The 25,751-nt window shown below is 40.8% G+C and carries 24 protein-coding genes; 22 read left to right on the top strand and 2 right to left on the bottom strand.

Going from position 1 to position 25,751, the window contains the following annotated elements:
* From IQ294_RS13960 to IQ294_RS13905, 12 genes are all read left to right on the top strand, one after another.
* Window positions 1-1,387 (top strand): tetratricopeptide repeat protein (locus tag IQ294_RS13960; protein WP_203334665.1); only part of this gene is annotated, 1,387 nt, incomplete at its 5' end.
* A gap of 537 nt (window positions 1,388-1,924) precedes the next feature.
* Window positions 1,925-2,692, top strand: coding sequence for a helix-turn-helix domain-containing protein (locus IQ294_RS13955; RefSeq protein WP_203334664.1), 768 nt, complete (start codon window positions 1,925-1,927; stop codon window positions 2,690-2,692).
* Window positions 2,693-2,694: 2 nt separating this feature from the next.
* Entirely contained in the window at window positions 2,695-2,925 is a 231-nt protein-coding gene (locus tag IQ294_RS13950; protein WP_203334663.1) for a hypothetical protein, read from the top strand.
* 36 nt (window positions 2,926-2,961) lie between these two features.
* Window positions 2,962-3,360, top strand: a complete 399-nt coding sequence (locus IQ294_RS13945) for a hypothetical protein (RefSeq protein ID WP_203334662.1) — start codon at window positions 2,962-2,964, stop codon at window positions 3,358-3,360.
* Window positions 3,361-3,769: 409 nt separating this feature from the next.
* Window positions 3,770-5,155, top strand: a complete 1,386-nt coding sequence (locus tag IQ294_RS13940; RefSeq protein WP_203334661.1) for a hypothetical protein — start codon at window positions 3,770-3,772, stop codon at window positions 5,153-5,155.
* 348 nt (window positions 5,156-5,503) lie between these two features.
* Window positions 5,504-6,970 (top strand): TerD family protein, encoded by a 1,467-nt coding sequence (locus IQ294_RS13935; RefSeq protein ID WP_203334660.1) that lies wholly within the window; start codon window positions 5,504-5,506, stop codon window positions 6,968-6,970.
* Between the two features lie 712 nt (window positions 6,971-7,682).
* The gene (locus IQ294_RS13930) at window positions 7,683-8,195 is read left to right on the top strand and encodes a transposase (RefSeq protein WP_349291369.1); all 513 of its coding nucleotides are present in this window, start codon (window positions 7,683-7,685) and stop codon (window positions 8,193-8,195) included.
* 450 nt (window positions 8,196-8,645) lie between these two features.
* Window positions 8,646-9,290, top strand: coding sequence for a GntR family transcriptional regulator (locus tag IQ294_RS13925; protein WP_203334658.1), 645 nt, complete (start codon window positions 8,646-8,648; stop codon window positions 9,288-9,290).
* 182 nt (window positions 9,291-9,472) lie between these two features.
* Window positions 9,473-10,120 carry an RraA family protein gene (locus IQ294_RS13920; RefSeq protein ID WP_203334657.1) on the top strand — a complete coding sequence of 216 codons (648 nt, stop codon included), beginning with the start codon at window positions 9,473-9,475 and terminating at the stop codon, window positions 10,118-10,120.
* 5 nt (window positions 10,121-10,125) lie between these two features.
* On the top strand, window positions 10,126-10,803 hold the full coding sequence (locus tag IQ294_RS13915) for an RraA family protein (RefSeq protein WP_203334656.1): 678 nt from the start codon (window positions 10,126-10,128) through the stop codon (window positions 10,801-10,803).
* A gap of 223 nt (window positions 10,804-11,026) precedes the next feature.
* Window positions 11,027-12,211, top strand: coding sequence for a sodium/glutamate symporter (gene gltS, locus IQ294_RS13910; RefSeq protein ID WP_203334655.1), 1,185 nt, complete (start codon window positions 11,027-11,029; stop codon window positions 12,209-12,211).
* A 755-nt stretch (window positions 12,212-12,966) separates the two neighbouring features.
* Window positions 12,967-13,695 carry an SDR family NAD(P)-dependent oxidoreductase gene (locus tag IQ294_RS13905; RefSeq protein WP_203334654.1) on the top strand — a complete coding sequence of 243 codons (729 nt, stop codon included), beginning with the start codon at window positions 12,967-12,969 and terminating at the stop codon, window positions 13,693-13,695.
* A gap of 778 nt (window positions 13,696-14,473) precedes the next feature.
* Here IQ294_RS13905 and IQ294_RS13900 read toward each other — a convergent pair.
* Window positions 14,474-14,701 (bottom strand): DUF2188 domain-containing protein, encoded by a 228-nt coding sequence (locus tag IQ294_RS13900; RefSeq protein ID WP_203334653.1) that lies wholly within the window; start codon window positions 14,699-14,701, stop codon window positions 14,474-14,476.
* Between the two features lie 384 nt (window positions 14,702-15,085).
* On the opposite strand from IQ294_RS13900, the gene IQ294_RS13895 reads away from it, so the two are divergent.
* Window positions 15,086-15,601: a hypothetical protein gene (locus IQ294_RS13895; RefSeq protein WP_238942850.1), complete on the top strand. Its 516-nt coding sequence runs from the start codon at window positions 15,086-15,088 to the stop codon at window positions 15,599-15,601.
* 116 nt (window positions 15,602-15,717) lie between these two features.
* On the opposite strand, the gene IQ294_RS13890 is transcribed toward IQ294_RS13895, so the two are convergent.
* Window positions 15,718-16,104, bottom strand: coding sequence for an FAD-binding protein (locus IQ294_RS13890; RefSeq protein ID WP_238942849.1), 387 nt, complete (start codon window positions 16,102-16,104; stop codon window positions 15,718-15,720).
* A gap of 476 nt (window positions 16,105-16,580) precedes the next feature.
* Here IQ294_RS13890 and IQ294_RS13885 point away from each other — a divergent pair, with 476 nt between their 5' ends.
* The 9 genes from IQ294_RS13885 (at window position 16,581) to IQ294_RS13845 (ending at window position 25,358) form a co-directional block, all read left to right on the top strand.
* Complete coding sequence (locus IQ294_RS13885) at window positions 16,581-17,678, top strand: GGDEF domain-containing protein (protein WP_203334651.1); 1,098 nt, start codon at window positions 16,581-16,583, stop codon at window positions 17,676-17,678.
* Window positions 17,679-18,031: 353 nt separating this feature from the next.
* Entirely contained in the window at window positions 18,032-18,370 is a 339-nt protein-coding gene (locus IQ294_RS13880) for an ASCH domain-containing protein (protein ID WP_203334650.1), read from the top strand.
* Window positions 18,371-18,619: 249 nt separating this feature from the next.
* Window positions 18,620-20,899, top strand: coding sequence for an ATP-binding cassette domain-containing protein (locus tag IQ294_RS13875; RefSeq protein WP_203334649.1), 2,280 nt, complete (start codon window positions 18,620-18,622; stop codon window positions 20,897-20,899).
* Window positions 20,900-21,080: 181 nt separating this feature from the next.
* Window positions 21,081-21,614 (top strand): hypothetical protein, encoded by a 534-nt coding sequence (locus IQ294_RS13870; protein WP_203334648.1) that lies wholly within the window; start codon window positions 21,081-21,083, stop codon window positions 21,612-21,614.
* A gap of 586 nt (window positions 21,615-22,200) precedes the next feature.
* On the top strand, window positions 22,201-22,383 hold the full coding sequence (locus IQ294_RS13865; protein ID WP_203334647.1) for a hypothetical protein: 183 nt from the start codon (window positions 22,201-22,203) through the stop codon (window positions 22,381-22,383).
* Window positions 22,384-22,630: 247 nt separating this feature from the next.
* Window positions 22,631-22,678 (top strand): SEC-C metal-binding domain-containing protein, encoded by a 48-nt coding sequence (locus IQ294_RS16525; protein ID WP_203334673.1) that lies wholly within the window; start codon window positions 22,631-22,633, stop codon window positions 22,676-22,678.
* Between the two features lie 27 nt (window positions 22,679-22,705).
* Window positions 22,706-22,942, top strand: coding sequence for a hypothetical protein (locus tag IQ294_RS13855; protein ID WP_203334646.1), 237 nt, complete (start codon window positions 22,706-22,708; stop codon window positions 22,940-22,942).
* Between the two features lie 21 nt (window positions 22,943-22,963).
* The gene (locus IQ294_RS13850) at window positions 22,964-24,484 is read left to right on the top strand and encodes a tetratricopeptide repeat protein (protein ID WP_203334645.1); all 1,521 of its coding nucleotides are present in this window, start codon (window positions 22,964-22,966) and stop codon (window positions 24,482-24,484) included.
* A 124-nt stretch (window positions 24,485-24,608) separates the two neighbouring features.
* Window positions 24,609-25,358 carry a DUF2711 family protein gene (locus IQ294_RS13845; RefSeq protein ID WP_203334644.1) on the top strand — a complete coding sequence of 250 codons (750 nt, stop codon included), beginning with the start codon at window positions 24,609-24,611 and terminating at the stop codon, window positions 25,356-25,358.
* Window positions 25,359-25,751 lie beyond the last annotated feature (393 nt).

Here is a 25,751-nt window from a genome sequence, read left to right as displayed (position 1 = left end):
CGAGTGGCTTTTCGGTGTCTTTTTAAGGAGTCTGCGTGACGGCAAGCCGGCTATGCAACCGGCAGAAGGGCTGATCACAATTCCGGCTTTTCAGCAGACAGTCATTGAAGAACTGGCTGCCCGTCTGAAAAAAGGGGTCAGCGATCCGCTGGACTTGTACCGCTCTTTTGTGGAATCGATTCCAAAGTTGGACCTGACTCCGTTTCAGGAAGAAGTCATGGGGCTGGTCAGCGGGTTTATTGATGACTACGGTTTGAAAAATGAAGCGATCGAAGGCATCGCGTTTGCGTTTCTGAAGGAAGTGCCTGTGAAGGCGCGGAAACCGGAAGGCGTGGCGGCGGGAATACTGCAGGCGGCAAGTGATTTCGGGCTGTTTGAAGAAATTTACTTGACTCAGCAGATCATCGCGGAAGAGCTCGGAACAACCGTTGGCACCCTGTCGAAATACAGAGACATGGTCGGCGAGTTTGTAATGGAATGGGTGGGCCGGGATAAAAATGGTCAACCCAACCATCAAAACCAGCATCGGCAACCGCAGATCATGCCGGAAGTTGTCACAGAGATGGGGACCGATCCGCGTCTGACGGAGCGGGGGCTGTGGGAAACGATGAAGCGTACTGAGAACGCCAAATCAGTAGCTGATGTCAATAAAGTCCTGCAGCAGCCGAATGTGAAGTTCGTGCCGAAAACCGATGCTGAGCGGGCACAGCAGCTTTGCTACGAAGCGTTTGAAAAGGATGGCAAAGAACGCGAACGGCTGGCACGGGAAGCGCTCGAACTGGATCCGAAAAGCGGCGACGCGAATTTGCTGATGGCGGAATTTGCGGAGCACGATGTTGAAAAAGAGCTTCATTATTTAAATGCTTTGAAAACCGGTTACCTGACTTTCGATGACAGTTTTGACGTGCTCTGGGGCTACGTGCCGAACCGGCCGTTCCTACGGGCTTTATTATCATATGGCGCCTGGCTGATGGAGCAGGGCAGATATGACAAGGCAATTGAACAGTTGACTGAGATCATGGATAAGAATCCGCTCGACCATCAGGGTGCGAAATGGCTGCTCCTGAGCGCTTATATCCATGCTGGAAAATGGGAGCAGGCGGGTGAACTTACGGATAGCTTTGCTTTGGAGGACAATACAGGAATCGGCATGTATTTCCACTATCTCTCCGATCTGCATACCGGCGTTCTGAAACCTCACGAAAGGAGCGAAATGAAACAATTCATCAAGAAGCGCAATCCGCATCTTTTTAAACTGCTGAAAGAGGGCAAGAAGCCGGGTGCTTTTCCGAGGCGGCTCAGTCTGCAGGAAGGGAATAAGGATGAGGCGAAGCTGATTTATTGGTTGATTTATGGGATTCCGGAAGTTGATGGGTTTATGGGGTGAGGGTTAGGGGCATGGGTGTAAATCACAAGACTGTGTAAAAACTCTAAAATCGCATCCCTGTATCTACTCCAATTCAATTTATTAGCTACAATTGCTCAAAAAAATTGCCGGATCCATTAACCTCAAGGGTTAATGGATTCGGCTTTTGTATTTTTATCAGAGAAGTTAAATTTCATAATTCTTATTCAGAAATTGCGCTTCTTCCTGGCTGTAATTCTTCACTTTATTGTTAGATTGAGAATCGCGTTTCAGGGAAAGAAAGAATTCTAAACGATTTTGACAATGCACTACAATTTATAATTTATCTATAATCTCATTGTCTACACTAACATTTCAGCTATGATTTTGTAATTTTACTCATTCATATTAATTATTTGGGAATTGTGCGGTTCCGTGGGAAGCGGAGTTACCCAATGAAAATTTGTAGATCCAATATATTTTAAGGTTTTGATATTGACAGATAAATATAAAAAATATATAAATGAATATAAGTGATAATAAATGAATATAAATGATAAGCGATTAGGGGGAAATAAAATGTTTACAAAAAGCCAAAGAGAAATTCTGTTGGGGATCCAAGAAATATCGAGTCGTTACTTTAATCTAGAAGATTTCATAGTGAATGAGTTGCCAATGCAAATAAGAAATAATGATCTCTACACCTTGGAAGAAGTAGCGAAAGTGACTTCAATGTCAATCGTCACAATAAGACAGTACGTAAGGAATGGAAAATTGAATGCAATCAAACAATGGAAAAACTGGATGGTACCTTCGAATGAAGTGGCACGATTACTCTATAAGAGAAGGCATGGTGTGAGTTTGCCAACATCAGAAGTCATGCTTGCAGTTATTGACGCGGATCTATATGAAGAAAACAGTCCCATTAATCATTATCTGCTGGTCACCGCTTCAGATCTATTGAAAAATATTCAAGCAGGTGGATCAATGGAGATTGAACGGTATATTAAGTCAGTGATGCCTAATGATCATGGCCCGACTCTATACGTGGAAGCAGTAAGTAACATTCAAGACTTCTTTCGCAGATCCGGAGATGTGTCCTATATCGACTTTATGCAAATAGAATCCCCTTTGCATGTTTTTATTCCCGAAAATAAAAAAAGGGTTGATCTCATAATTTCTAATGTAAATTCTTTTATAGAAGAAACACCTGCGGAGGCTTTAAAAACTATAAAAGAACATTTCGGTGATCCGGAAGATTCACAGACTGTTCTAAGCGTATATAAGGTTATGCTGGATTTGGCAGAAGCAATAGTCGAAAACAGAAACAATGGAAAGGTGGAGTAAAGATGACTAAGTATTGGGAAGTGGAGAATCCTGTCATTAAAAAATCGGAGAAGAACGTCATTAAAGTTTATCGGGAGCAAGGAAAGGTCCAAGTATTTCCGCGGGTTGAAGGCTCAAAGCACGGAATAGGTAGAGGGGTAACGTTAGATTTAGAAAAGTTCCATCCTAATGAGCTATTCGAGTTGAAAGCTTTAATTGTAGAAGCATTTAACCATCAGATTCATAGGAAGTAATAGATTGAAGTTAAATGTAAATGGAGGTTAAGCGTAATGAAAAGAAATGAATTTAAAGAAGAATTGTTAAAACAAATTAATCAATTTCCTGGCGTTAAGGTGAATGTCAGCCCAACTAACCCAAATAGAGTCAGTATTAATGTAGGAACCGAGAAAAAACGCTGGATGAAAATAGATGAGAACCCGACTAGTTTGTCTGTATCAATGGATCACTTGGAGGGTGAACTACACCTCGACGATATAACCGAATTGGGTATAACATATGGGCATCAAAGAGGAAGGAATGGCGTTAAGGTGACAGATGACCCCAAATTGTTTGCGGCAGTTCATTTCACCTTTCATGAAAATGAGTCATATGACTTTGGGTCAGAAGCATTTAGAAGCTTTTTAAGAAAGCATTTTGATGCATATAAAAAGCGGATAAGTCCGATATAGTTAATAAATTGCTCCCTGTCTCAAACCCAATTCAAATTATTAACCACAATTGCATGAAAAAATTGCCGAATCCCTTAACCTCAAGGGTTAGCGAATTCGGCTTTCGTATTTTTGTGCGGTTCCTTGGGAAACGAAGTTAACCCTCACTACAATTAAAGAAAAGCTGAAAGAACGAGGGGATGGCCATGGTCGGAAGAAATGACCCGTGTCTCTGCTTAAAGTCACTTCGGAGGCTTGGACAAAACACTTTTAGAAAGCTTTCTGGAATCCAACAAAGTGACATTATTAAAATTCACTTCTCAAAAAGCCGAATTTATGGGAAAATGAATTGTTTTTAATAAAAAATGCTCGGAAACTGGTAATTGATTCTCCTGAAATGACTGGGATTTTTGAGCGAAGGATGGAAAAGATGAAACTGAAAGTAGTAGGGCTGGCGATTATACTTCTTCTAGGGGCTTGCAGCGCCGTCGAAGAAGAACCGGAAAAAGCAGTGGAACAAGAGGTATTGGAGTTTAACTTGAATGAGCGGAGCGAAATTGAAAAGGTCACGGCATATGAAGTGATTCATCTTGCAGCCGGTGACCAGATCACGCCACCGAACCCCGGATCTGTCATCACGACATTAGAGGTGGATGATCCAGAATTTACCTACCTAGATATTATAATTGATGTAAAGAACTTGAATACGGCCGAAAAAGTTCCGGAAGAGCTGTTGAATATTACCTATACAATTGGCGATCATGAGTATTCGACGTTTCAGCAGGTTGAATACAGTAATGCGAGTATGCTGAGAACGGGTGAGTTTGAAACGATCGAGCCACTGAAGAGTGCAATTGTCCATTATATTGCTGAAGTTCCGGATTTTGAGCGAACAGAAGAGATTCAGATAGATGTGGAAATTGACGGGAAGGTTTATACAACAACCACTACGATGGATGAGTATGCTAAAAGCCAGCCAGTTCTAGCTATAGGGGAAACGATCGAAGTGCCTCAATATGCGGATTTGACGCTGGATAATGTCTATTATACGGATAAAGTCGCGCCGCCAAATCCAGGGTCATTTTCGACTTATTACGAGCCTGATGCCCAATCAAATATGTACTTGGTGCTGGAAACAACGGTGGAAAACTTAAAGTCGACCGACTTGCCAGCTGATTCTGTTTTCGCTGCTAAAGTGATTTACGAGCAATACTATGAATACAGCGGGTTTCCGACCCTGCTGGAAGCAGATGGTTCCGATTTAGGTTACGCAAACATCACCTCGATTCCTTCTTTAAATGAAGCGGTCGTTTTGTATCTCGTAGAAGTCCCAAAAGAGTTGAAGGAAAAGGAAGGCATTTTATCGGTATGGTTCAATAACGACTATTACCAGCTTGCCATAAATGATCAAATCCAAACCAAGGAGGCTAGTCAAAGTGATGCTGCTTCTGCAGGCGAACAAAATACTGCCTCCAGCCAAAAGAGTGAAAATGAGCAGGAGTCCACTTCTGATGATGCTGCAGATCAACCGGATGAAGAAGTCCAGGACGAAACAGCTGATGGCAGCAGAAAAGGCCATACGGAGATGACGGTTGATGAAACGCTTGATTTGATTTCTTATAATGAAGGAATTGATTTTTCGACACATAGCTACGATATGTCTTTCGATGAAAATGGGTACCTGATTATTGAAGTAGGACAAGGCGAGATGGCTGTTGGTACGTATAAAATCGACTCGGATGGCAGCCTGCTGCAATTGGATGTGGTCAGCGGAAACTATTTGCCAGCGGAACAAGTAACCGATGGTGGGTCATAAGCTGTCTCATTAGACAAATCAAATTTACGAACTACAATTGCGTGAAAAAATTGCTGAATTCATTAACCTTAAGGGTTAGCGGATTCGGCTTTTGTATTTTTATCTGGGAACTTAAGTATTCATAATTACTCGCAACACAGGGAACATCTGGGAGCTGCTGGAAAAGAAATAACCAGAATCATTTTTTTATGTTTTGCGATAGGAAACGGAACCCGTTAATCTAATCCCTCTCTTTTTCTTTGGGATTGTTAATATAAAATAGCTTGACATTAATTACCTCTGCCGGAGAAATGTTACAATGGGTTAAGATGGTAAGTAGGAACAAGTAAAACTAAAGGAGAGAGGCATATGCTCGATATTTCTGCACAAAAATCAATTGATAATTTAAAGAAGATTCTCACCGATGAAGAAATGACCTTTAATGAACAGACAACGAAGCACTTTCTTATTCTTCCCTTCCTCACTTCACTCGGATACGACATAACGGATCCGAATGTCTTGAAGCATGAGTTCAAGCCGGCCAACCTGCGGGGGAACAATGACAAAGTGGATTATGCGCTGGATTTGGGTGACTTTAAAATTATCATTGAGGCCAAGCCTTTAAACACCAATATTAAAAGGCATTACCATCAACTGCAGAAATACTATAATTCCACACCGGAAGTACAACTGGGAATCATTACAGACGGACGAAATTATCACTTTTTTACGGACTTCTACTATGAAAATCTCATGGATATCGAGCCCTTTTACTCCTTAGATGTTTTAAATCTTACGGATTATGATTTTTACTTCTTGAATTTACTCAGTTACACGAAGATATCAGCAAACAGCATTCGAGAAGCCACTGAGGAAATTATCTTCCGGGATAAACTGCTCACCTCATTTAAGAAGACACTTGAAGAACTTCCGCCTGAGTTCATCAAATTGGTTGTCAAAGACTTTTACCCGCATGCTGTTACAAAGAAAGTGATTGAAAAAGCGACGGCAATTGCCAAGCAGGTAGGAGCGAACAGATTGGATTTGAGCATTATCGACGAGTCCATCATTATGTCCAATGAGCGAGTAGAACAATTGGATAACCCAACTACTGTGCCGGCTGAAGAAACAGCACCTGAAACACCAGCCGATTCGGAAGTGAAAGAAGAGAAGTCTTCTGAGAAAGAACCGGAAGTGTCAGCCCTTCAATCAGAAGAACCGGTGACCAAATTAGTGGAAATTGAAACGACACCTGCTCCAATCAAGAGGCCGTCATTACGAAAAGGTGAGCGTGTCTCCTTAACTATGGAGGACACGCCGCTGACGAAACTCAAAGTCGGACTAGGCTGGGATGTCAGCAGCCAGCAAGGAACAGAGTTCGATCTTGACGTTCATGTATTCCTTTTGAATGAAAATCAAAAGGTGCCGAAGGAAGAATTTTTTATATTCTACAACAACCCTCAATCGCCAGATGGCAGCACGAATTTATTGAAGGATAGTCATAATGCAGTAAATAATACTGAAACGGTCTTAGTGGAACTGGATAAAGTATCAAGCGAAGTGGAAAAAATCGTGTTTATTGTAACTATCTACGATGCTTTAAATCGAGAGCAGAATTTCAGCATGGTGAACAATGCCTTTATCCGGATAACGAATGCAGAAACCGGGGAGGAAATGTTCCAGTTTGATTTGGCCAATGGTGGTGGTCCGGAGACTTGTCTGATAGTTGGGGAAATCTATCGTTATAACGAAGATTGGAAGTTCACTGCAGTCGGAAACGGTTATCAGTCTGATATTCAGCAATTATGCACCAATTTTGGAGTTCAATTAGCATGAAAAAACGGAGAACAGGGATTTCCCTGTTCTTTTTAGTTTCTATTAGTAAAATAATTACACCTTGAAAATCGCCTCCCTGATTATTGCATAGCGAATGAGCCACATCTGCGTAAAGTTAAACCATCGATTGCGGAAGATTAAAAAGCGCTTCCCAGGGAAAGAAACAATTCTAAACGATTTTGACAATACACTACAATTTATACTATATGCATAGCCGCTCCCAGCTACATCAACATTTCGGTTGTACTTTTTTCTTTTTATGCATCCTTATAAAGTGTTTGGGAATTGTACGGTTCCCTGGGAAGCGAAGTTACCCACTAGCGTTGCATAGCTTACAAGGAAAGGTTCTCCTGCAAGAACTATCCAAAAAGGAATCAGATTAATATAAAAAAGAAAGCTCCAAGCGTAGAATGAAACTGACGACTAAACCAGTTTTTAATCCTACAGAAAGGAGCTTCCTTATGAGAAGTGAAGACGAAAAGAAAGTCTTTCGTCAATATTTAAAACTCCTGCCCATCAATACTTTGGCTTGCCCGCTGTTCAATTATGACGCGAAAAAGTTAACCGATTTTTCGCTGGTCTAACTCATGATCATGGCGAATATTAGCAAGTGGGAATCCCATCGGGTCATTGTCTTGAACATTGGTCCTGAAAAGTCATTACAACAAGAATTGAACCTGAAATCCATTAGTCATTCACAAGTTAGTCGTCGATTGATCGATTTGAATACGGCTCATCTAGCCGATCTGTTGGGACGTTTAGCCCGCAATTACTGGGTTCTGCAGCGACACGCAGAAGGCATCAACCCCAGGTCGGGATTCTTCGCCTCATTGATGCGACCTGCATCAAATTGCCGGATAGCGCATCGAATTGGACAGCCGTTTCGAAGGTGTCCAGCGGAATCAAGCTGCACATTCGCCTGGTGGTTGTCTCGACGAAGAGCGTCTTTCCGGAAAAAATGATTCCGTCCATTGGCAATATCGCAGACGTGGATGCTGTGAATCACATTATTGATGTCGATAGTGCGCTGTATATTATGGACCGCGGATACGGTCACAAAACAAAGAAGGGCGGTTGGATGGAACAGAATATTGATTTTCTGGTACGTGTTCGTCATGATTTCAAAACAGAAACACTACGGGCTTACACACCGGATCTGCCAAATGTCGTGAAAGATGAACTTGAATCGCTTCCCAGGGAAAGAAAAAATTCTACTCGATTTTGACAATTCACGTCGATTGCATACTAAAGAAACTCCATCCTCATGAACAAAAGGTTTAAGTAGATGGAGTTTTACTATTTATTCAGTAGTTGGGATTATCATGAATTTTACCGCCTTAGGAATGAAAGTAAGTTAAAAGCATATTTTTGAAAGTATAGAACTTCAATGAAGAGTTTAGAATTATTGAGGGTAATTTTATTGGAGCAGTTTCTTTTCAGTGAGATGATGAATCCTCTTTAATAGAGAGTTGAAAGACTCACTTAAACGTTATACTAAACCTGAACCTCCTCTGCCTGGATACAACTCCAATAAACTTTATCACTAAAATTTGATAGATTTCTGAAATATCGCAATATATAATATTGATGGAATTTTTATAATGTGATATTATATATTTCAGTCGACAATGTGTCGACCAAAATAAATTGAATATGTATTGGAGCTATTATCCATATGAGCCATAAAAATCGAGTATATGAATATTTATTAGAAGCAATTCTTTCAAATGAATTGTTACCTGGTACGCCCATTATTGAGTCTGAAGTATCGATTAAAATGAATGTTAGCCGTACTCCAGTCAGGGAAGCTCTGAAAGAACTTGTTGCGAATGGATTGGTTTCTCAATATCATTCTCGGGGGACCTTTGTGTCGCAAATAACTCCTTACGATGTAGAAGAAATCTTTAGTCTAAGAATTATGTTAGAAATATTTGCTTTGCAATCGGCAGGGGATAAAATAACCGAAGAAGAATTAAAAGAAGTAGAAACATTATTTTTAGCATTGAACTCAGATAGCTCAAAGGAAGAATATCATAAAGCTGATACTAGTCTTCATCAACTTATAATGGATAAAGCAGGCAACCGAAGGTTAAAGCAATTTTTAAATACTTTAGGTTACCAAATAGAACGTTTCAGAAGAGTTGCAGCTATTGAACCAACCCGGTTATCAAAGTCTAAAAAAGAACATCTTGATATTATAAACAGTCTAAAAGAACAAGATCTTAAGGCGTGTGAAGACAGTCTTAGAAGCCATTTATTAAATGTGAAGCACAGTACTTTAGAAGCTGCGAAGATGATAAGCATGCGAGACACAAAGTAAAAAAACTTGTGTGTTTATCGTCTTTATTTTTTTGGTGTAGATTGTCGACCGAGTGTATACGAATGGGCGTCACGATTTAGGAGGTAGAAATTTAGCCTGCTCAATAACTTTTTTCATGTAGTAGGTCAATGAAAGGCGCATTTTAATACAGGCAGTAAATAAAAAAGATAAGGGTGATAGCAGTGGAACAGATTATTACTTCTTTTAAAGAATTAGATACTTCTACTATATCGGATGCTCTAGATAAAATTGGTGTATTTGGACAATGTTTTGGAGTTCGTTCGATTAATCCTGAGTGGAAAATAGTTGGAAGGGCTTTCACCGTAAAGTACAGCCCGGTTGACTTAGAACCAGGGACAGTTGGAGATTTTATTGACGATGTTGAACCTGGTGACGTGGTTGTTTTAGATAATAACGGTCGACTTGATTGTACAGTGTGGGGAGATATTTTGACAGGAGTTGCAAAGAGGCGTGGAATTGCTGGAACAGTAATAGATGGCGTATGCCGTGATACACATCGTAGTATCCATTTAGATTATCCGGTATTTAGCACAAACCGGTATATGAGAACGGGGAAAGGACGGGTACAGATTGAGACTGTCGGTGAGACGATTAATATTTCAAACGTCATTGTAAAAAAAGGAGATATTATTGTTGGCGATGCGGACGGCGTAGTCGTAGTTCCTAAAATTATTGAACAGCAAGTACTCGACGAAGCAAAAAGAATTGCAAATGCAGAAGACAGAATAAGAGATGCCATTGAAAATGGGATGCGCTTAGATGAAGCACGAAAACACTTCAATTATCATCATTTACAAAAAGGAGAATGATAGGAATGGCTAATATAGGATATCGCATAAAAAGACAGTTTAAACGACCATCAAAGAATTTATTAGAGGGTTTTGCCGGAATTCCGGTTGCCAATATAGCGGATAACATGAACAGGACCTTTTGTATTAGTTCGAATATTAGACCTTATAACAATATCCCGTTAATTGGAACCGCTTTCACAATTAAAACTCGACCAGGTGATAATTTATTTCTTAATAAAGCAATTGATATGGCACAACCGGGTGATGTAATTATAGTTGATGCTCAAGGTGACACTACTAATTCATTGATCGGGGAGTTAATGATTACTTGGGCGCAGAAACGAGGAATCTCAGGTTTTGTAATTGATGGATCCATTCGTGATGTGGGAGATATCAGAGGAATGTCTATACCAGTTTATGCAGCAGGTGTTACCCCGGCTGGTCCCTATAAAGATGGACCGGGGGAAATAAATTTTCCTATTTCATGTGGAGGAGTGACAGTAAAACCTGGAGATATTATTGTCGGCGATAGTGATGGCGTAGTTGTAATTGATGCCATAGATGCTCTAGAAATATTAAAAATGGCTAAAGAAACTGTAAAAAAAGAAGAAAAAATGATGAAAGATATCAAGAATGGATCTTGGAATAGAACTTGGGTGGATAAAGTGCTTAATGATAAAGGATGTGAGTTTATAGATTGACGAATATTCAATCAAATCAATAATATTTTACTAGTAATAATGTAAGTCAATAAAAAACTGTAAATCTGATTTTATCAATATAAGTGCTTTTCTTTAGCTTGCTGAGTATACATAGTTAAGTTATTCACTAACAACTTTGGAATAGAGCACTTTTTTACACAACTTGATAGCGCTATCATTTTAAGAAGAGTAAATATTTATGACTTAAAGAGGAGAGTGAAGTATGCAGATAACATTTGATATTCTTCAAAGTGTCGGTTTGGCAGTAATCGTATTTTATATTGGAAAATGGATTAAAAGTAGAGTGAAAATTTTACAAAACTTTTTTATACCTGCTCCTGTTATTGGGGGAATTCTATTTAGTTTGTTGGTATTTGCTGGTTATCAGACTAATATAATAAATATAAGTTTAGATGCCTCATTGCAAGATTTTTTTATGAATATCTTTTTTACCTGTATTGGTTTTTCAGTCAGCCTGCCGCTTATTAAGAAAAGTGGAAAACAGGGTGCAATTTTAGCGGTAGTTGCAGTGGTGTTCTTAATAATCCAGAATCTCGTTGGGGTTTCATTAGCTAGCTTGTTCGGCCTTGATAAACTTCTTGGCATTGCTATGGGTTCCATTTCGATGTCAGGAGGAGTTGGATCAGGTGCAGCCTTTGGACCTACGTTAGAAGCTTTAGGAGCAGATGGAGGAACCGTAGTCGGAGTCGCTTCAGCCACATTTGGTTTGATGATTGGATGTGTGGTAGGTGGTCCAGTTGCAAAAAGACTTATCGACAAATATAAACTGAGTAGCACTCAAGCTAGTGGAAAACATTTAGCTGAAGAAAAGGAAGAATCTGTTCTTTTGGTTGAAGCTAACGTTTTAAATAGCGTTCTGTTGGTGCTAATTGCAGCTGCGGGTGGTTCAATAATTTCATATTTATTAAATCTTACGGGTTTAACGTTTCCTTATTATGTAGGATGTTTATTTGGGGGTACTATTGTTCGTATTTTGGCTGATGTCAAACTGATTTCTGTTCGTATGAAAGAAGTTGATATTATTGGAAATATATCTTTAAATTTATTTTTGACAATGGCTTTGATGTCATTGGAAATTTGGAAATTATTTGGATTAGCATTGCCAATGATAATTATTTTATTGGTTCAGACAATTATCATGATGATTTATGCATATTTTGTAACTTTTAGATCAATGGGTAAAAATTATGAAGCAGCGGTAATGGCCGCTGGGCATATAGGAGTTGGGCTTGGGCAGACGCCTAATGCTATAGCGAATATGTCAGCAATCATTGAAAAAAATGGTCCCGCACCTAATGCTTGGTTTGTGTTGCCAGTAATTACAGTCGTTTTTATAAACATTTTTAATCCGATAATAATTACGTTATTTATAAATGTATTTAGCTGAAAATTTAAATTGCGCCCTTGTATCAAAGGGAATTAAGTTTATTAGCGAAACATGTAATTGAAAAAAAGCCTGAACCAATAGGAGTAACCCGTTCAGTTGAGGGACGCAAAACGATAATTAAAGCATCAATTAGACCGTTAATTCGAACCTAAATTAGCGGTCTTTTGAATGCCGTCATATCAAGGTTTGTGCCGAAATCGAATGTATTTTGAAAAATAGCTTCCCAGGGAAAGAAACAATTCTAAACGATTTTGACAATACACTACAATTTATACTATATGCATAGCCGCTCCAGCTACATCAACATTTCGGTTGTACTTTTTTCTTTTTATGCATCCTTATAAATTGTTTGGGAATTGTACGGTTCCCAGGGAAGCGAAGTTCTATGGCGAACGCACTCAAAAAAGACTGGGTTATTTGACGCCGGCCGCTTATTTGAATGCGAAAAAATTAGCTAGCTGATACACAATTAGTTGGTGTCAAAAAAAGAGGGGCTTGACCACTGGGAAGTGAAACTCTTATTTCAGAGAATAGATGATGAAATTTGAGCAGTTATTACTTAGAATTCCATCCATTTCATTACTGAAAAAGAAGAAACGCATTAGTCCTTCTGCAATAGTTACTGCGAGTCTTCCATTGTATGTCTCATCCCTCCTGAGCAGTGAACAAGCTTTAGTGCAAGAAGTTCCTTATAATTAAATTTATCTAAGAAATCTGATTTCTTGGACTAACTATAGAAGCGGAGGAATAGAAAAATGACAACTCAAACATTCGCAGAAAACTTATTTAAAGGACGTACAGCTCTTGTAACGGGCGGTACCTCAGGTATTGGAGAAGCAACCGCACTCTATTTAGCGGAATTGGGAGCAAAGGTATATGCGGCAGGATTGAAATCAGAAGCGTTGAATATACCTAATGAATTGGATATTATTCCGGTTGAACTGGATGTAACTGATGAACCAGCTGTTGAAAAATTCATGGCATCACTTGAGTCATTGGATATCTTGTTTAACGGTGCAGGAGTAAATCTGCCGGATCAATATAATCAGCAAACATTCAAGAAAGTGATTGATATTAATATGAACGCGGTATTCCACTTCAGCACGCTTGCACATCCATTGCTTGCTAAATCAGAGATTGGTTCAATTATCAATGTATCCTCGATGCTAGCAATTTTCGGTGCGGATTATGGCCCAGCCTATAGCGCTTCTAAAGGTGGAGTCGATCAAATTACAAAGTCATTGGCAATCGGCTATGCAAAAGATGGTATCCGAGTTAATGCTGTAGCTCCAGGTTGGATCAACACGCCATTAGTAGCCACTTTGGAAGATGATTTTGTTCAACCAATTATTGATCGCACGCCATTCAAACGTCTCGGAGAACCAGTTGAGGTTGCACAAACAGTCGCATTTTTGGCTTCTCCAGCAGCTTCATTTATAACGGGAGCTATTCTGCCTATTGATGGCGCATATTCGGTACAGTAAAGACCAAATCAATTTATTTATAATATTTTTATTAACAGCCTTGTCTGGTACTCGTTGGAGTACCAGACAAGGCTGTTCGGCTTTTAGTATTTCGATGTCAGGTACATCTTGGAGTTGCTGACTTGGACAGCCCCGCTTTTTATCTTATACATTTCACCCGGACAATTATTTAAAGTAGTTTCAATCGGAGGTTTGCTCTATCTAATTACTTCACAGATGTATTTGTTTTGGGGGCTGCTTTAAGTTTTGGAGGAAGTTTCCAATAGGGAAGAAAGAATTTTAAATGATTTTGACAATACATTTCGATTTATCATCTATACATTGCCACACTCGCTGAATCAACACTGCGGGTGTGATTTTTCATTTTAGTCAGCTGTATAAATCGTGGGGAGTACAGGAAATGTTTAGGAGTTACTGGAAAAGGGCTATCATTCCGGTGGTCAGCAGGTATACTTTTGAAAAAAGAACCATACAGGAGGCGTGTGTGTTGGGTTTATTTGATAAATTAGGTCTCTTCAAAAAAACACTAAAAAGAAGAGAAGTTAAAAAATCGCGTCCCAGAGAAAGAAACAATTCTAAACGATTTTAACAATACACTACAATTTATACTATATGCATAGTCGCCCCAGCTACATCAACATTTCGGTTGTGCTTTTTTCTTTTTATGCATCCTTATAAGTTGTTTGGGAATAGTACGGTTCCCTGGGAAGCGAATATTAAAAATATAAAAAGAAATACACCGGCGATGATGATTGATAACATCGCTGGTGTATTAAGTTTAGCGTTTGTCTTTTGGAGGATTTGGATCGTTTCCATAACTATTTGCTTGCGCTATTTTTCCATCCATATTATGAATACGATGTTCAGTCGAATCTTTTTTCGCTGTTTGTCTTCCTCTATCAACAGCGGTGACTTTTTTGTGATGATGGCTGATTACTTCTCCACCTTGTTTATTATCCCAACCTCCAGTGGGATTCTTAACCGTATGAACTGGTTTATTAGGCATTTTTTCACCTCCTTTCGGAATTTACCATTGGAAATCGCATCCAAGAGAAAGAATAATTCTAAACGATCTTGACAATACTCAACAATTTATGCCTTATCCATGGCCGCACCTTTCGCATCAATAGTTCGGTTTTGGTTTTTTCATTTTATACATCCATATAAATTGTTTGGGAATTATACAGCTCCCTTGGAAGGGATGTTTCAATAGAATTTTCTTTTTAAAGCCGTTACTCGATTAACGGCTTTTATAGTTCATGATAAGTATTTAGCAGATTTATTATAATCGGAAATGGAATGTATTGTTAGTTATATGATTATAAGGTATGGTAATTTTAAAGCTTTAGAGGAGAGGATTACTTTTAAAAAGATGTTTTGGAGCGGAGTTTTGATATGTGCGATTTTAGTAGGATGTAGCAATTCAACAGATAATATCCAATTAGAGAATACACAAGCTTCAAGTGAAGAAGTTGTAAATATAGAAGAAGAATACAAGCAGCTGAACAACGAAGGAATGGCAGATGTCGTTATTTTTAAATATAGTAAGGATTTTATGAAAACAACAAATAGACCAGAAATTAATGACGGCATTGCGAAGGAATATAATCGCGCAGTAGAAGCCCTGTTTCAAAAAGACATGAATAAATTTTATAGCAATACTCATGAGCTGGTAGATTATCTAATTTTGGAGGAAGAACTTTATCAAACAATTTCGAAAGAAAAACATGGTCAAATTACTCAGTTAAAAAATGAAATTAAAAAATTAATAGAAAAAGAAGAATTTCAATTAATTCGCAAAATGAAAACACACGGGTTCGAGAAAGAGGATAGTGAGCTCAATGCCATGGTTGCCTATGCAGATGCCTTATACGCGTTTTCAGTAGGGGGAACAGTCGATTCCTAAGAAATCGCGTCCCCGGGAAAGAAACAATTCTAAACAATTTTGACAATACACTACAACTTATACTTTATGCATGGCCACACCGTCTACATCAACATTTCGTTAGTGGTTTTTTCTTTTTATTCGTTCGTATAAATTGTTTGGGAATTGTGTCGCTCCCTGGGAAGTGATATTATGATGGTTTTCTCCTGGGCATCGAATGCCAGAATTTTATTGTACGGTTTCATATCAAGAAGGATGCCGTCCGGATATTCCGTATGTCCGCCCTGGCTGTGCTGCATGCCGGCAATGGCGATCGGATCTCCTTCCGAATTGGCATCGAGGACCACTTGCTGAATTTCGGACGTGCTGTCGGTCGCTTTTATCGCCTTCATCTTTACAGGCAGCAAGCGGCTTCGGTCTTCTGCGATTGGCCCGGCTGACTGTTCAATAAAATAATGGACCGACAGAAATAAAAGAGCGACGTAGACAAAGAGCATCAAATAGCGTTTCATAATGGTTTTCATCCACTTCCTTTTGGTGCCGTCATGACGCTGCGTTTAATTTTACAATAACAAAGCTTTCTGATAATTACTATAATATTCAAACGGTATTCTTAACAACTAAATAAAAACTGAATTATATTTATCGACATAGGTCCAGGCGAAAAACTGCTGGAAATTGTGCGGCTACTTGAACAGTATAAGAAAATTCTTACAAATCATAAGCTAAATTAGCTATACTGACATTATCCAAGAATTAAATTCAGGCATAACTGATGTGGAACACTTTAAATCATTTTATTAGAAAATAGCGCCCAGTCAACACAGGGCAAGGCAGCGAGGGGATACAAATGAATAGGCAGAATTTATATATGTTTACCCTCTTTATAGTCGCGGCCTCCTTCGCCTTCTTTTCTCAAAGGACTGATATATCTGGCACCGCTTTTTTCATGGCCATTGCCGTGTTCATCTTCTTTTCTGTCGCATACTCACAGATGCGAATGAAGATCAAGTATGGCGATACTGAGCTGGATTACGCAATCAATTATGGAATTGCAGTCGCTTTATTCGCCGGACCGCTCGGAGCATTTATTTATGAAATTGTTTACAATGTATCCGTCCATCTGATTCATAAATGGAGAAAACGGGAGTATAGGAAACCGTTTCTGCATGTCTTCTATAATATTTCAATCTTCAGCTTCGCGAATATCACCTGCTACTATTTATATGGATGGCTGTCGCCTTACTTTGCTGATGTTCCTTTTGGATTCTGGCTGTTGTTCGGCCTCCTTGTGCTAATCACCAATTTCCTGACCGATACGTTTATTCTTGTACATTTTATTTTAGTGAAAAAAATCAGCGCTTTCAAAGAAGTGATGCAGTTCTATAATAATTGGAACGTGCTTGATCTCGGGAAAACAGCTCTGATCAACGGCTTCCTGTTCATCTTTTTGATGGGCGGGGAGTGGGAATTGCTGATCGGGATATTTATGCTGAATTATTTTGTCAGCCAGTCCATTTTTCCAATCATTCAGAATTTGCGGGATAAAGATGACAGGGACAAATATATGGAGCTGGCATACCGGGATGCTTTGACGGGCATCAATAACCGGGCGTTCATGGATTTGAAGATGGAAGAACTCAGCGATCCGGGAGAGACTTTCGGCATTGTGGTGGCGGATATTGACCGTTTCAAAAATGTGAATGATTCATATAACCATGCAGTAGGCGATGAAGTGCTGAGGCATTTCAGTGCATTTCTGAAAAGTTATTTGCGCGAAGATGATCTGCTGTTCCGGAGCGGAGGAGAAGAGTTCACGCTGTTTTTCCGGAACAGCACGTTTGAAGAAATTCATGAACGCCTTGAAAGGTTGAGATCTAAGCTGACGGACAGCTTTGTCATAGCGGATTTCAATGATGAACAAGTGAGGATTGCCTATACCGCTTCGTTCGGCTTGTATTATAAGAAATTCCAGGACCATCCCTCGATTGAAAAAGGCTATATTTTCGCCGACAACCTGCTGTTCCAATCTAAGCGGTTGGGGCGGAACCGCGTTACTGCTGAAAATAGTATGTCTGAAGAAGGCGACCCTGTGTAAAAATCGCGACCCTGTGTTAAAGACGATTCAGTATATTCACTACAATTGAATGTTAAAAAAGCGATGTCCAAGAACCGTGAGGATTTTGGGCATCAACGCTTGTATAATTGTTATAATATTTAAATATTCATAAATATTTGAATCACAGGGACAATCTGGGAGTTGCTGGGTAAATGTAAAATACAGTAATTCATTTGCTGTTACAGTTTATACTTCAAAATGCTGTAAATTGCGAAAACAATGGATCTTGGCACTGCCGTCTATCCATTTCACGCAGCAGGGAGGCAATTTGCAACGTTTGTAAGTACGGGTTTTAGGGAAAAAAGAACCAAATAGCAAAGGAGAGATACTATATGGTTTATGAAAACAAGCAAAATTGGCCGGAAAAGTATGATATCAATAAGCTAATATCCCGTGAGGATGATATCGGGAAGGTTATCGCTGGCAGTAAAACATCAGTTCGAAGAAACGACCGATACGCTGACACCGGCGATGAAATCGCACTGAAAGACTATGTTTTCATTATAGAAGATGTTTATCCGCAACAACTGAAAGAAGTAACTGAGCAAGACGCAAAACAAGAAGGTTATGAAGATTTAGTTGACTATAAAGAAGCACTCACTTCTATCCATCATGGTGCTGTGTGGGACCCTGATCAAGTAGTATGGGTTCATGAACTTAAAGGGAAATAAGAGATTCCACACTCGCTGCATCTGCATCGCGGGTGTGGTTTATTTTTATTTTCCTATAAAAAATGAAACAGCTTTCAACTTGTTCAACTAAAGAGTCGGAAGAGTAAGTTCTGAAATACAGGGAAACTCTCTACTATAGAAGTGTATACGATTTATAGTGAATGAAGGACCAGTTAAAAGCAGCTGGTTAATCGCGTTTGAAAGTTTCGAAACACTCCTTTAGTGGATAAAGTCGGAAAGGGTGGTAAAGTGTCGGAGATAAAAGATGAAATCATTTTAAGAGGTCTTAAGGAAAATAATTTAAAAAACATTGACTTGAATCTATCGAAAGAAAAGATCACTGTATTTACCGGTCTTTCAGGCTCCGGCAAGAGTTCGGTCGTATTTGATACGTTGGCCGCGGAAAGCAGAAGGCAGATGACGATGAATTACCCCCTTTATGTCAGGAACCAGATGCCGCGGTATGAAAGGCCCCGCGCCAATCTGATGCGAAACTTAAGCCCGGTTGTCGTGGTGGAGCAAAGGGCGGTTGGCGGGAATTCCCGATCTACAGTCGGCACGTATATGGATGTGGATCCATTAATCAGGCTCCTGTTTTCACGGATCGGCAATCCATCCATCTATTCCGCCACGGACTTTTCGAGTCAAAGCTCATTTGGCAGATGTCCGGTGTGCAGCGGGTATGGGGAAGTGATTGCGCCGGACCTTAATAAGCTTGTCGATTTCAATAAGTCACTCCGCGATCATGCGGTGAAGTTCAATCCGCTGTCCCCATCAGGATGGCAGGGGAGATGGATGGTGACTGGCGGTTTATTTGATCCCGACAAGCCGATAAAAGATTATTCCGAAGAGGATTTTCATCTTTTTATATACGGGCCTCCGGAAGGCGAAAAAGTCTTTGCGCCGTTCCACACGAAAAACGGGCCGCAGCCCCACGAGTGGGATGGGCTGTTGCCAAGATTCACACGCCTTTATATTAATAGAGACGTTTCAAAGCTCAGTCAGGTATCCCAGGATGACGTCCTGTCCATGTCCACCCATTCACTGTGCCAGGCTTGCCAAGGTTCTGGCCTGAATCCGGAAGTGCTGGAATGCCGGATAAATGGCTTGAATATCTTGGAATACGACCAAATGGAGCTGACAGGATTACTGAAAGAACTTTCTGCGATAACGGATCCTGTCGGAGAATCCATCGCACAGCAGGCAATACCGCACATTCAGCAACTGGCTGAGCTGGGTCTGGATTATTTGAGTTTATCAAGGAAAATGGGGACATTGTCAGGCGGGGAAGCGCAAAGAGTGAAGATTGCCCGCCATTTAGGGAGCAGTTTGAACAATATCACTTACATTTTTGACGAACCGAGCGCAGGACTCCATCCGGAAGAAGTGGAACTGCTCATTCATATGCTCAAGAGTCTAAAAGATCATCATAATACGGTAATCGTCATCGAACACGAACTTTCAGTGATAAAAATTGCGGATGAACTGATTGAGATGGGGCCGGGAGCCGGTGTAAACGGAGGTGAAGTGATCTTTCAAGGAAAACTCGATGGGCTTAAAGGTTCGAAGGTTGCAACAGACCTGGACCACAAGGTGAAAATAAATAAAGATCCAAGGAGAACTGAAACATGGTTTACGTTAAACAAAGCGAACAATAACAACTTGAAAAATATCACCATCGATATCCCCAGAAATGTCTTAGTCTCTATTTGTGGAGTGTCAGGATCGGGTAAAAGCTCGTTATTATTGGAGGCATTCCCTGAAGAGTATCCAGAGACGATCATGGTAGGACAAGGCAGTATTGGAATTTCCAGCCGTTCGACACTCGCCACTTACATGGGAATAATGGATGACATCCGCTCCATACTATCAAAAGAAACGGGTCAGCCTCCAGGTTTATTCAGCTTTAACTCTCTGGGTGCATGTCCAGTCTGCAATGGAAAAGGAGTCACAACTCCGGATGTGGCATTTGCAGACCCAGTGACGGTCCTTTGTGAAGCATGCGGTGGATTAAGATATTCAGACGAAGCATTGTCGCACCGCTACCACCACAAAAACATAGCAGAAATATTGGAATTGACGATAGACGAAGCTGCCGCTTATTTCGAAATGCCGAAAATCCTGAAACGGCTGGAAAAGCTGGAAGAAGTGGGATTGGGCTATCTGACATTGGGGCAGACGACAAGCTCGCTCAGCGGAGGGGAAGTACAGCGCCTGAAATTGGCAAGCCATCTGCAAAAAGAAGGGCAGATTTATGTATTGGATGAACCGTCCTTAGGATTGCATATGAAAGATAATGAAAAACTGCTCGATGTTTTTCAACTTCTTGTAAAGAAAGGAAATTCAGTTATCATCATCGAACATAATCTGGACTTTATCGCAGCGGGTGACTGGGTGATCGAGCTGGGTCCAGGCGGAGGGAAACAAGGTGGCCAGGTAGTATTCGAAGGGACGCCGGAAGAATTGATGAAAGCAGAAACAGTGACAGCGAAGTGGTTGAAGAAAGGGAGTGCGGAAGAAGTCAGTTGAAAATTCGACTTGTGAAAATTGGGATATACGCCAAACACCGCAACACCCGCATGCCGGTTGTGCTTTTTTCTTTTTATTCATCTGTATAAATTGTTTGGGAATATTGCGGTTTCCTGGGAAGCGAAGAGTAATCTGCATCTAATCCAACTTTTAGATATTAACGAGGAGAAGAGGGAAGAAAATGAGACGCTATCACTTTAATGATGTTTTATTTATGAAAAAAGGAAAAGTACTGTCCTTGGAAAATGAAGATAATAAAACGGTCGGATTCATTGAAAAAACGGATATTTCAGGGTGCGAAAAAGGGCACTCATTTTCATTCACTTTGAATGATGGAACTGCAACTATGATAGGGATTAAAAAAAGAGGCATTAAAAATTTCCTTACTGCCACCTATGTTATAAAAATGGAAGACACGACTTACATGCTTAAGGACAAAGCGGGTGATAATCTGCTTTACTTTTGCATTTTAGGCGAAATCGATGGAAAAAGTATAAGAATTGAAGAGAATTGGCAGAACGAAATAGAAGTTAAAATAGAAAAAGCGCATATTGCTACTATTAAAAAGGATGAGTTCAGCCTAAAATCATTCATACTTATCGAAGACGACTTCGATGCATCCTCCACTTTCTTTGCCATTACTGTATTGATGTACTTCATGCACAAGATTTACAAAAATGAATCTTCCTTTATAGAAAGTCTTCTATTTGATTAATAGTTTACAAGTAGAGACCATTTCTTACTGCAAAAAAATCGCTTCCTTTTTAGAAAACCACGTCTCTGTATAAAAAACGATTCAGCCTATTCACTTCAATTGCATACGAAAATATAAGAGCCTGGAACCATAACGATTTCAGGCAAAGACTTCTGTATATTTACTGGAATGGTTAAATAATCACAAGAAGTGGAAGTTAGAGAAGATGGCCAAACATGGATGTGGAAAGAATGGTTTTCATTCGGGGCTCTGATCGGCTTCTTCCTGCTGTTTATTCCGGTTAAAATCGCCTCCCTGTGTCCACCCCAATTCAATTTATTAACTGCAACTGCATGAAAAAACTGCCGAATCCATTAACCTTAAGGGTTAGCGAATTCGGCTTTCGTATTTTTGCTGAGAACTGAAGTATTCATAAACGCGCGCAACACAGGGACAATCTGGGAACCGCTGGAAATGATAACGCGTTTCTTGGAAAACAATCCTTACTTCTGTCCGATTTTAAAACTCCATTTCCACAAATCCCGTTTGTCCACTTTCAAGGAGGGTATACTCTTAACGAATGATAATTTGAGGAGGGATTTTTCCAATGGGCCAAACTTTTGACGCATTGAAAGAAAAAATCAGCAAGGCTGACATGAGCGAAGCGAAAGAAATCATCACTCAAGTCAAGCAGGCATATGACGATGGCAAGATCGATGAAAACGAGAAGAAGGAATTGATGGATTTGGCGAAATCCAAACTGGGCGGAGGGCTCGGTGGCTTATTCTAAGAGCCCGAAGCCTTATTGAAGATAAGTTTTGGCAACCTTTTGACAGGCTGCCGAAGCTTATTTTTTATTTAGAAAATCGACTGCCCATGTCAGAACCAATTTAACTCATCATTGGTCACGACACAGGGGAGATATGGGAACTGTCGGAAAAGAAATGTCCACTTCTCTGTGAACCTCAATATCTCTCCTTGCCACCCCCACCAAACCCCGCTACGATTAAGAAAAGCTGAAGGAACGAGAGGATGACATGGTTGGACGAAATGATCCGTGTCCGTGCGGGAGCGGGAAGAAGTAGAAGAAATGCTGCGGCCGGGAAGAAGCGGTGGATCTGCAGCAGGTGATTGATGCGGAACTAGAAACCATTATGATAGGATTTGCGGAACAGGGGCTGCAGCCGAAGGAGTTTCATGAATTGACTCAGCGTTTCAACATGTGGCAATCGGTTTTATCGGACGTTTTTAACACAGATATGATTGAAGCGATGGCTTTTGAATCGTATGTGTTCCATGACCGGGTGGATATATGGAAAGACTATCTCGGCCGCCAGAAGAAAGCGTAGAAACGACAGCGGGTGCTGGACGTGCTGGAACTGTGGGAAGAGCCGTTCTACATGCTTGTCGAGGTTCAACAAGTCGATAATGGGATTCTGCAGCTCCGGGACAAAGTGACGGGAGAAATCCATCAAATGGTTAATACAGGTGGAGCAAAAAGGGGCGAGTGGCTTTTCGGTGTCTTTTTAAGGACTCTGCGTGACGGCAAGCCGGCTATGCAGCCAGCAGAAGGATTGATTACGATTCCGGCTTTTCAGCAATCAGTCATTGAAGAACTGGCTGCCCGGCTGAAAAAAGGGGTGAGAGATCCGCTGGACTTATACCGGCCATTTGTGGAATCAATTCCAGAGTTGGATCTGACTCCGTTCCAGGAAGAAGTCATGGGACTGATTAACAGATTTGTGGATAACTACGGTTTAAATAGTGAAGTAATTGAAGGCATTTCATTTACGTTTCTGAAGGAAGTGCCTGTGAAGGCGCGGAAACCGGAAGGAGTGGCAGCGGGAATATTGCAAGCCGCAAACGACTTTGGTCTGTTTGAAAAAGTTTTTCTGACACAGCAGATCATCGCCGAAGAGCTCGGAACAACCGTTGGCACCTTGTCGAAATACAGGGACATGGTCGGCGAATTCGTGATGGAGCGGGTGGACCGGGAGGAAAATATTCAACCTGAACATCAAGGTCAATACGTGAAGCCGCAGATAATGCCGGAAGTCGTCACCGAGATGGGCACTGATCCACGGCTGACGGAGCGAGGGCTGTGGGAAATGATGAAGCGTACTGAGAACGCCAAATCGGTGGATGATGTCAATAAAGTCCTGCAGCAGCCGAATCAGAATTTCACGCCGAAAACCGATGCGGAACGCGGGCAGCTGCTTTGCTACGAAGCATTTGAAAAGGATGGTAAAGAACGCGAACGGCTGGCACGGGAAGCGCTCGAACTGAACCCGAAAAGCGGCGATGCGAATTTGCTGATGGCGGAATTTGTGCAGCACGATGTTGAAAAGGAGCTTCATTATTTAAATGCTTTGAAAACCGGTTATCTGACTTTCGATGACAGTTTCGACGTGCTCTGGGGCTATGTGCCGAACCGTCCGTTTCTCCGTGCTTTATTTTCATATGGTGCCTGGCTGATGGAGCGGGGCAGATATGACAAGGCAATTGAGCAGCTCACGGAGATCATGGATAAGAATCCGCTCGACCACCAGGGCGCGAAATGGCTGCTCCTGAGCGCTTATATCCATGCGGGCAAATGGGAGCAGGCGGGTGAACTTACGGATAGCTTTGCTTTGGAGGACAATACAGGAATCGGCATGTATTTCCACTATCTCTCCGATCTGCATACCGGCGTTTTGAACCCTCATGAAAGGAGCCAAATGAAACAATTCATCAAGAAGCGCAATCCGCATCTTTTCAAACTGCTGAAAGAAAGCACGAAGCCGGGTGCTTTTCCGAGGCGGCTCAGTCTGCAGGAGGGGAATAAGGATGAGGCGAAGCTGATTTATTGGTTGATTTATGGGATTCCGGAGGTTGATGGGTTTTTAGTGTGAAAATAGCTCGAAGTCTGTTTTAGTTTAAATGTAATTTTCAATGGCTAGTTGAAAATCTGTAGGAATTGCTTCAGAGGTAAAATAGGTTATTATCCGTGGCAGCTGATTGAAAAGGAGTGAGCAGATGGAGAAGTTAGATAGCTTGGAGGAGTACAAGTGGATTCGGGACGAGACCGTCTATTTCCTGACGGATGAGCGGAAGGGAAGCCGGGTGAAAAACTTCCTGCCAAAACGCTTTGACCATTATTGCAAAATCATCCATCCATTGTTCCGGGATCCACAGGTTGAAGATGAACAGCTCCTGTGGAGAGACTGCACACCGGAACAAACGGATGACATTCAGCTTGGTGAGCGGCTGAGGCTTTTTGGACTCGTTGAGAAATACGGTCTTAAGTTTTCGAAAGAGTTATCAGCGGCATCGTTTATGAATAAGCTGGGCGGATCTCCCCGCTATATCATTTCAGGCGAAGAAGGGGAAATAGAGCCGGAAAGTCTGAAAAGGCTGGTTCATGTGCTGCAGCCCTTTACCGAAGAAGCCAGCTGCTATTTTTACTTTGATCTTCTAAAGACGAAAGATTATGTTAACGCCTTGTACCACGGCAAACTGGCAGAAGTCGAAGAATTAGCAACAAGCGATGACCTGCGTTTAACGCCGACTTATTGGTGGCCGGCGGATAAGTCATGGTGTCTTTATTCGGATATCGATTTGAGTTTTTCATTGATTGGCGGCAGCCGCGAACTGATAGATGCGTTGCTTGCGGATGATTTCCTGGAGTGCATCGAGTGTGATGCGACTACCCGGATCGATAATCTGGCGGATTATACGAATAATGAATCACCTCCCAGGGGAAGAAACAATTCTAAAGGATTTTGACAATACACTACAATTTATACTTTATGCATGGCCACACCGGTTACATCAACATTTCGGTTGTGGTTTTTTCTTTTTATTCAACCGTATAAATTGTTTGGGGATTATATCGTTCCCTGGGAATCGAAGCTTAAACCTCACCGGTTAACGAATTCGGCTTTCGTATTTTTATCTGAGAAGTTAAGTATTCATAAATGAAAAACTAGTAGCGGTTCCAGCCGGATAAAAAGTTCGACAGCCTCTCCCCTGTTTCTGAGAAAAACGGATCGGCGTTGTATGATTCAAAGAGATAGGTTGGACTCTTTATCTATTTTACTGCTATACACCAAAAGGAAGTGAATTATCTGATAAAGTAAACATTATTTCTGAATAAAATGGTAGAATAATATGATAATT

The organism is Planococcus beigongshangi, assembly GCF_016820495.1.
GTDB classification, from domain to species: domain Bacteria; phylum Bacillota; class Bacilli; order Bacillales_A; family Planococcaceae; genus Planococcus; species Planococcus beigongshangi.
This window is presented reverse-complemented; position numbering and strand designations above follow the sequence as displayed.

Excerpts from the sequence above, each read along its gene's own strand:
- IQ294_RS13955 (WP_203334664.1), top strand. The coding sequence starts at position 1,925 with ATGTTTACAAAAAGCCAAAGAGAAATTCTGTTGGGGATCCAAGAAATA.
- IQ294_RS13950 (WP_203334663.1), top strand. The coding sequence starts at position 2,695 with ATGACTAAGTATTGGGAAGTGGAGAATCCTGTCATTAAAAAATCGGAG.
- IQ294_RS13945 (WP_203334662.1), top strand. The coding sequence starts at position 2,962 with ATGAAAAGAAATGAATTTAAAGAAGAATTGTTAAAACAAATTAATCAA.
- IQ294_RS13940 (WP_203334661.1), top strand. The coding sequence starts at position 3,770 with ATGAAACTGAAAGTAGTAGGGCTGGCGATTATACTTCTTCTAGGGGCT.
- IQ294_RS13935 (WP_203334660.1), top strand. The coding sequence starts at position 5,504 with ATGCTCGATATTTCTGCACAAAAATCAATTGATAATTTAAAGAAGATT.
- IQ294_RS13925 (WP_203334658.1), top strand. The coding sequence starts at position 8,646 with ATGAGCCATAAAAATCGAGTATATGAATATTTATTAGAAGCAATTCTT.
- IQ294_RS13915 (WP_203334656.1), top strand. The coding sequence starts at position 10,126 with ATGGCTAATATAGGATATCGCATAAAAAGACAGTTTAAACGACCATCA.
- gltS (WP_203334655.1), top strand. The coding sequence starts at position 11,027 with ATGCAGATAACATTTGATATTCTTCAAAGTGTCGGTTTGGCAGTAATC.
- IQ294_RS13905 (WP_203334654.1), top strand. The coding sequence starts at position 12,967 with ATGACAACTCAAACATTCGCAGAAAACTTATTTAAAGGACGTACAGCT.
- IQ294_RS13900 (WP_203334653.1), bottom strand. The coding sequence starts at position 14,701 with ATGCCTAATAAACCAGTTCATACGGTTAAGAATCCCACTGGAGGTTGG.
- IQ294_RS13890 (WP_238942849.1), bottom strand. The coding sequence starts at position 16,104 with ATGAAAACCATTATGAAACGCTATTTGATGCTCTTTGTCTACGTCGCT.
- IQ294_RS13885 (WP_203334651.1), top strand. The coding sequence starts at position 16,581 with ATGAAGATCAAGTATGGCGATACTGAGCTGGATTACGCAATCAATTAT.
- IQ294_RS13880 (WP_203334650.1), top strand. The coding sequence starts at position 18,032 with ATGGTTTATGAAAACAAGCAAAATTGGCCGGAAAAGTATGATATCAAT.
- IQ294_RS13870 (WP_203334648.1), top strand. The coding sequence starts at position 21,081 with ATGAGACGCTATCACTTTAATGATGTTTTATTTATGAAAAAAGGAAAA.
- IQ294_RS13865 (WP_203334647.1), top strand. The coding sequence starts at position 22,201 with ATGGGCCAAACTTTTGACGCATTGAAAGAAAAAATCAGCAAGGCTGAC.
- IQ294_RS13845 (WP_203334644.1), top strand. The coding sequence starts at position 24,609 with ATGGAGAAGTTAGATAGCTTGGAGGAGTACAAGTGGATTCGGGACGAG.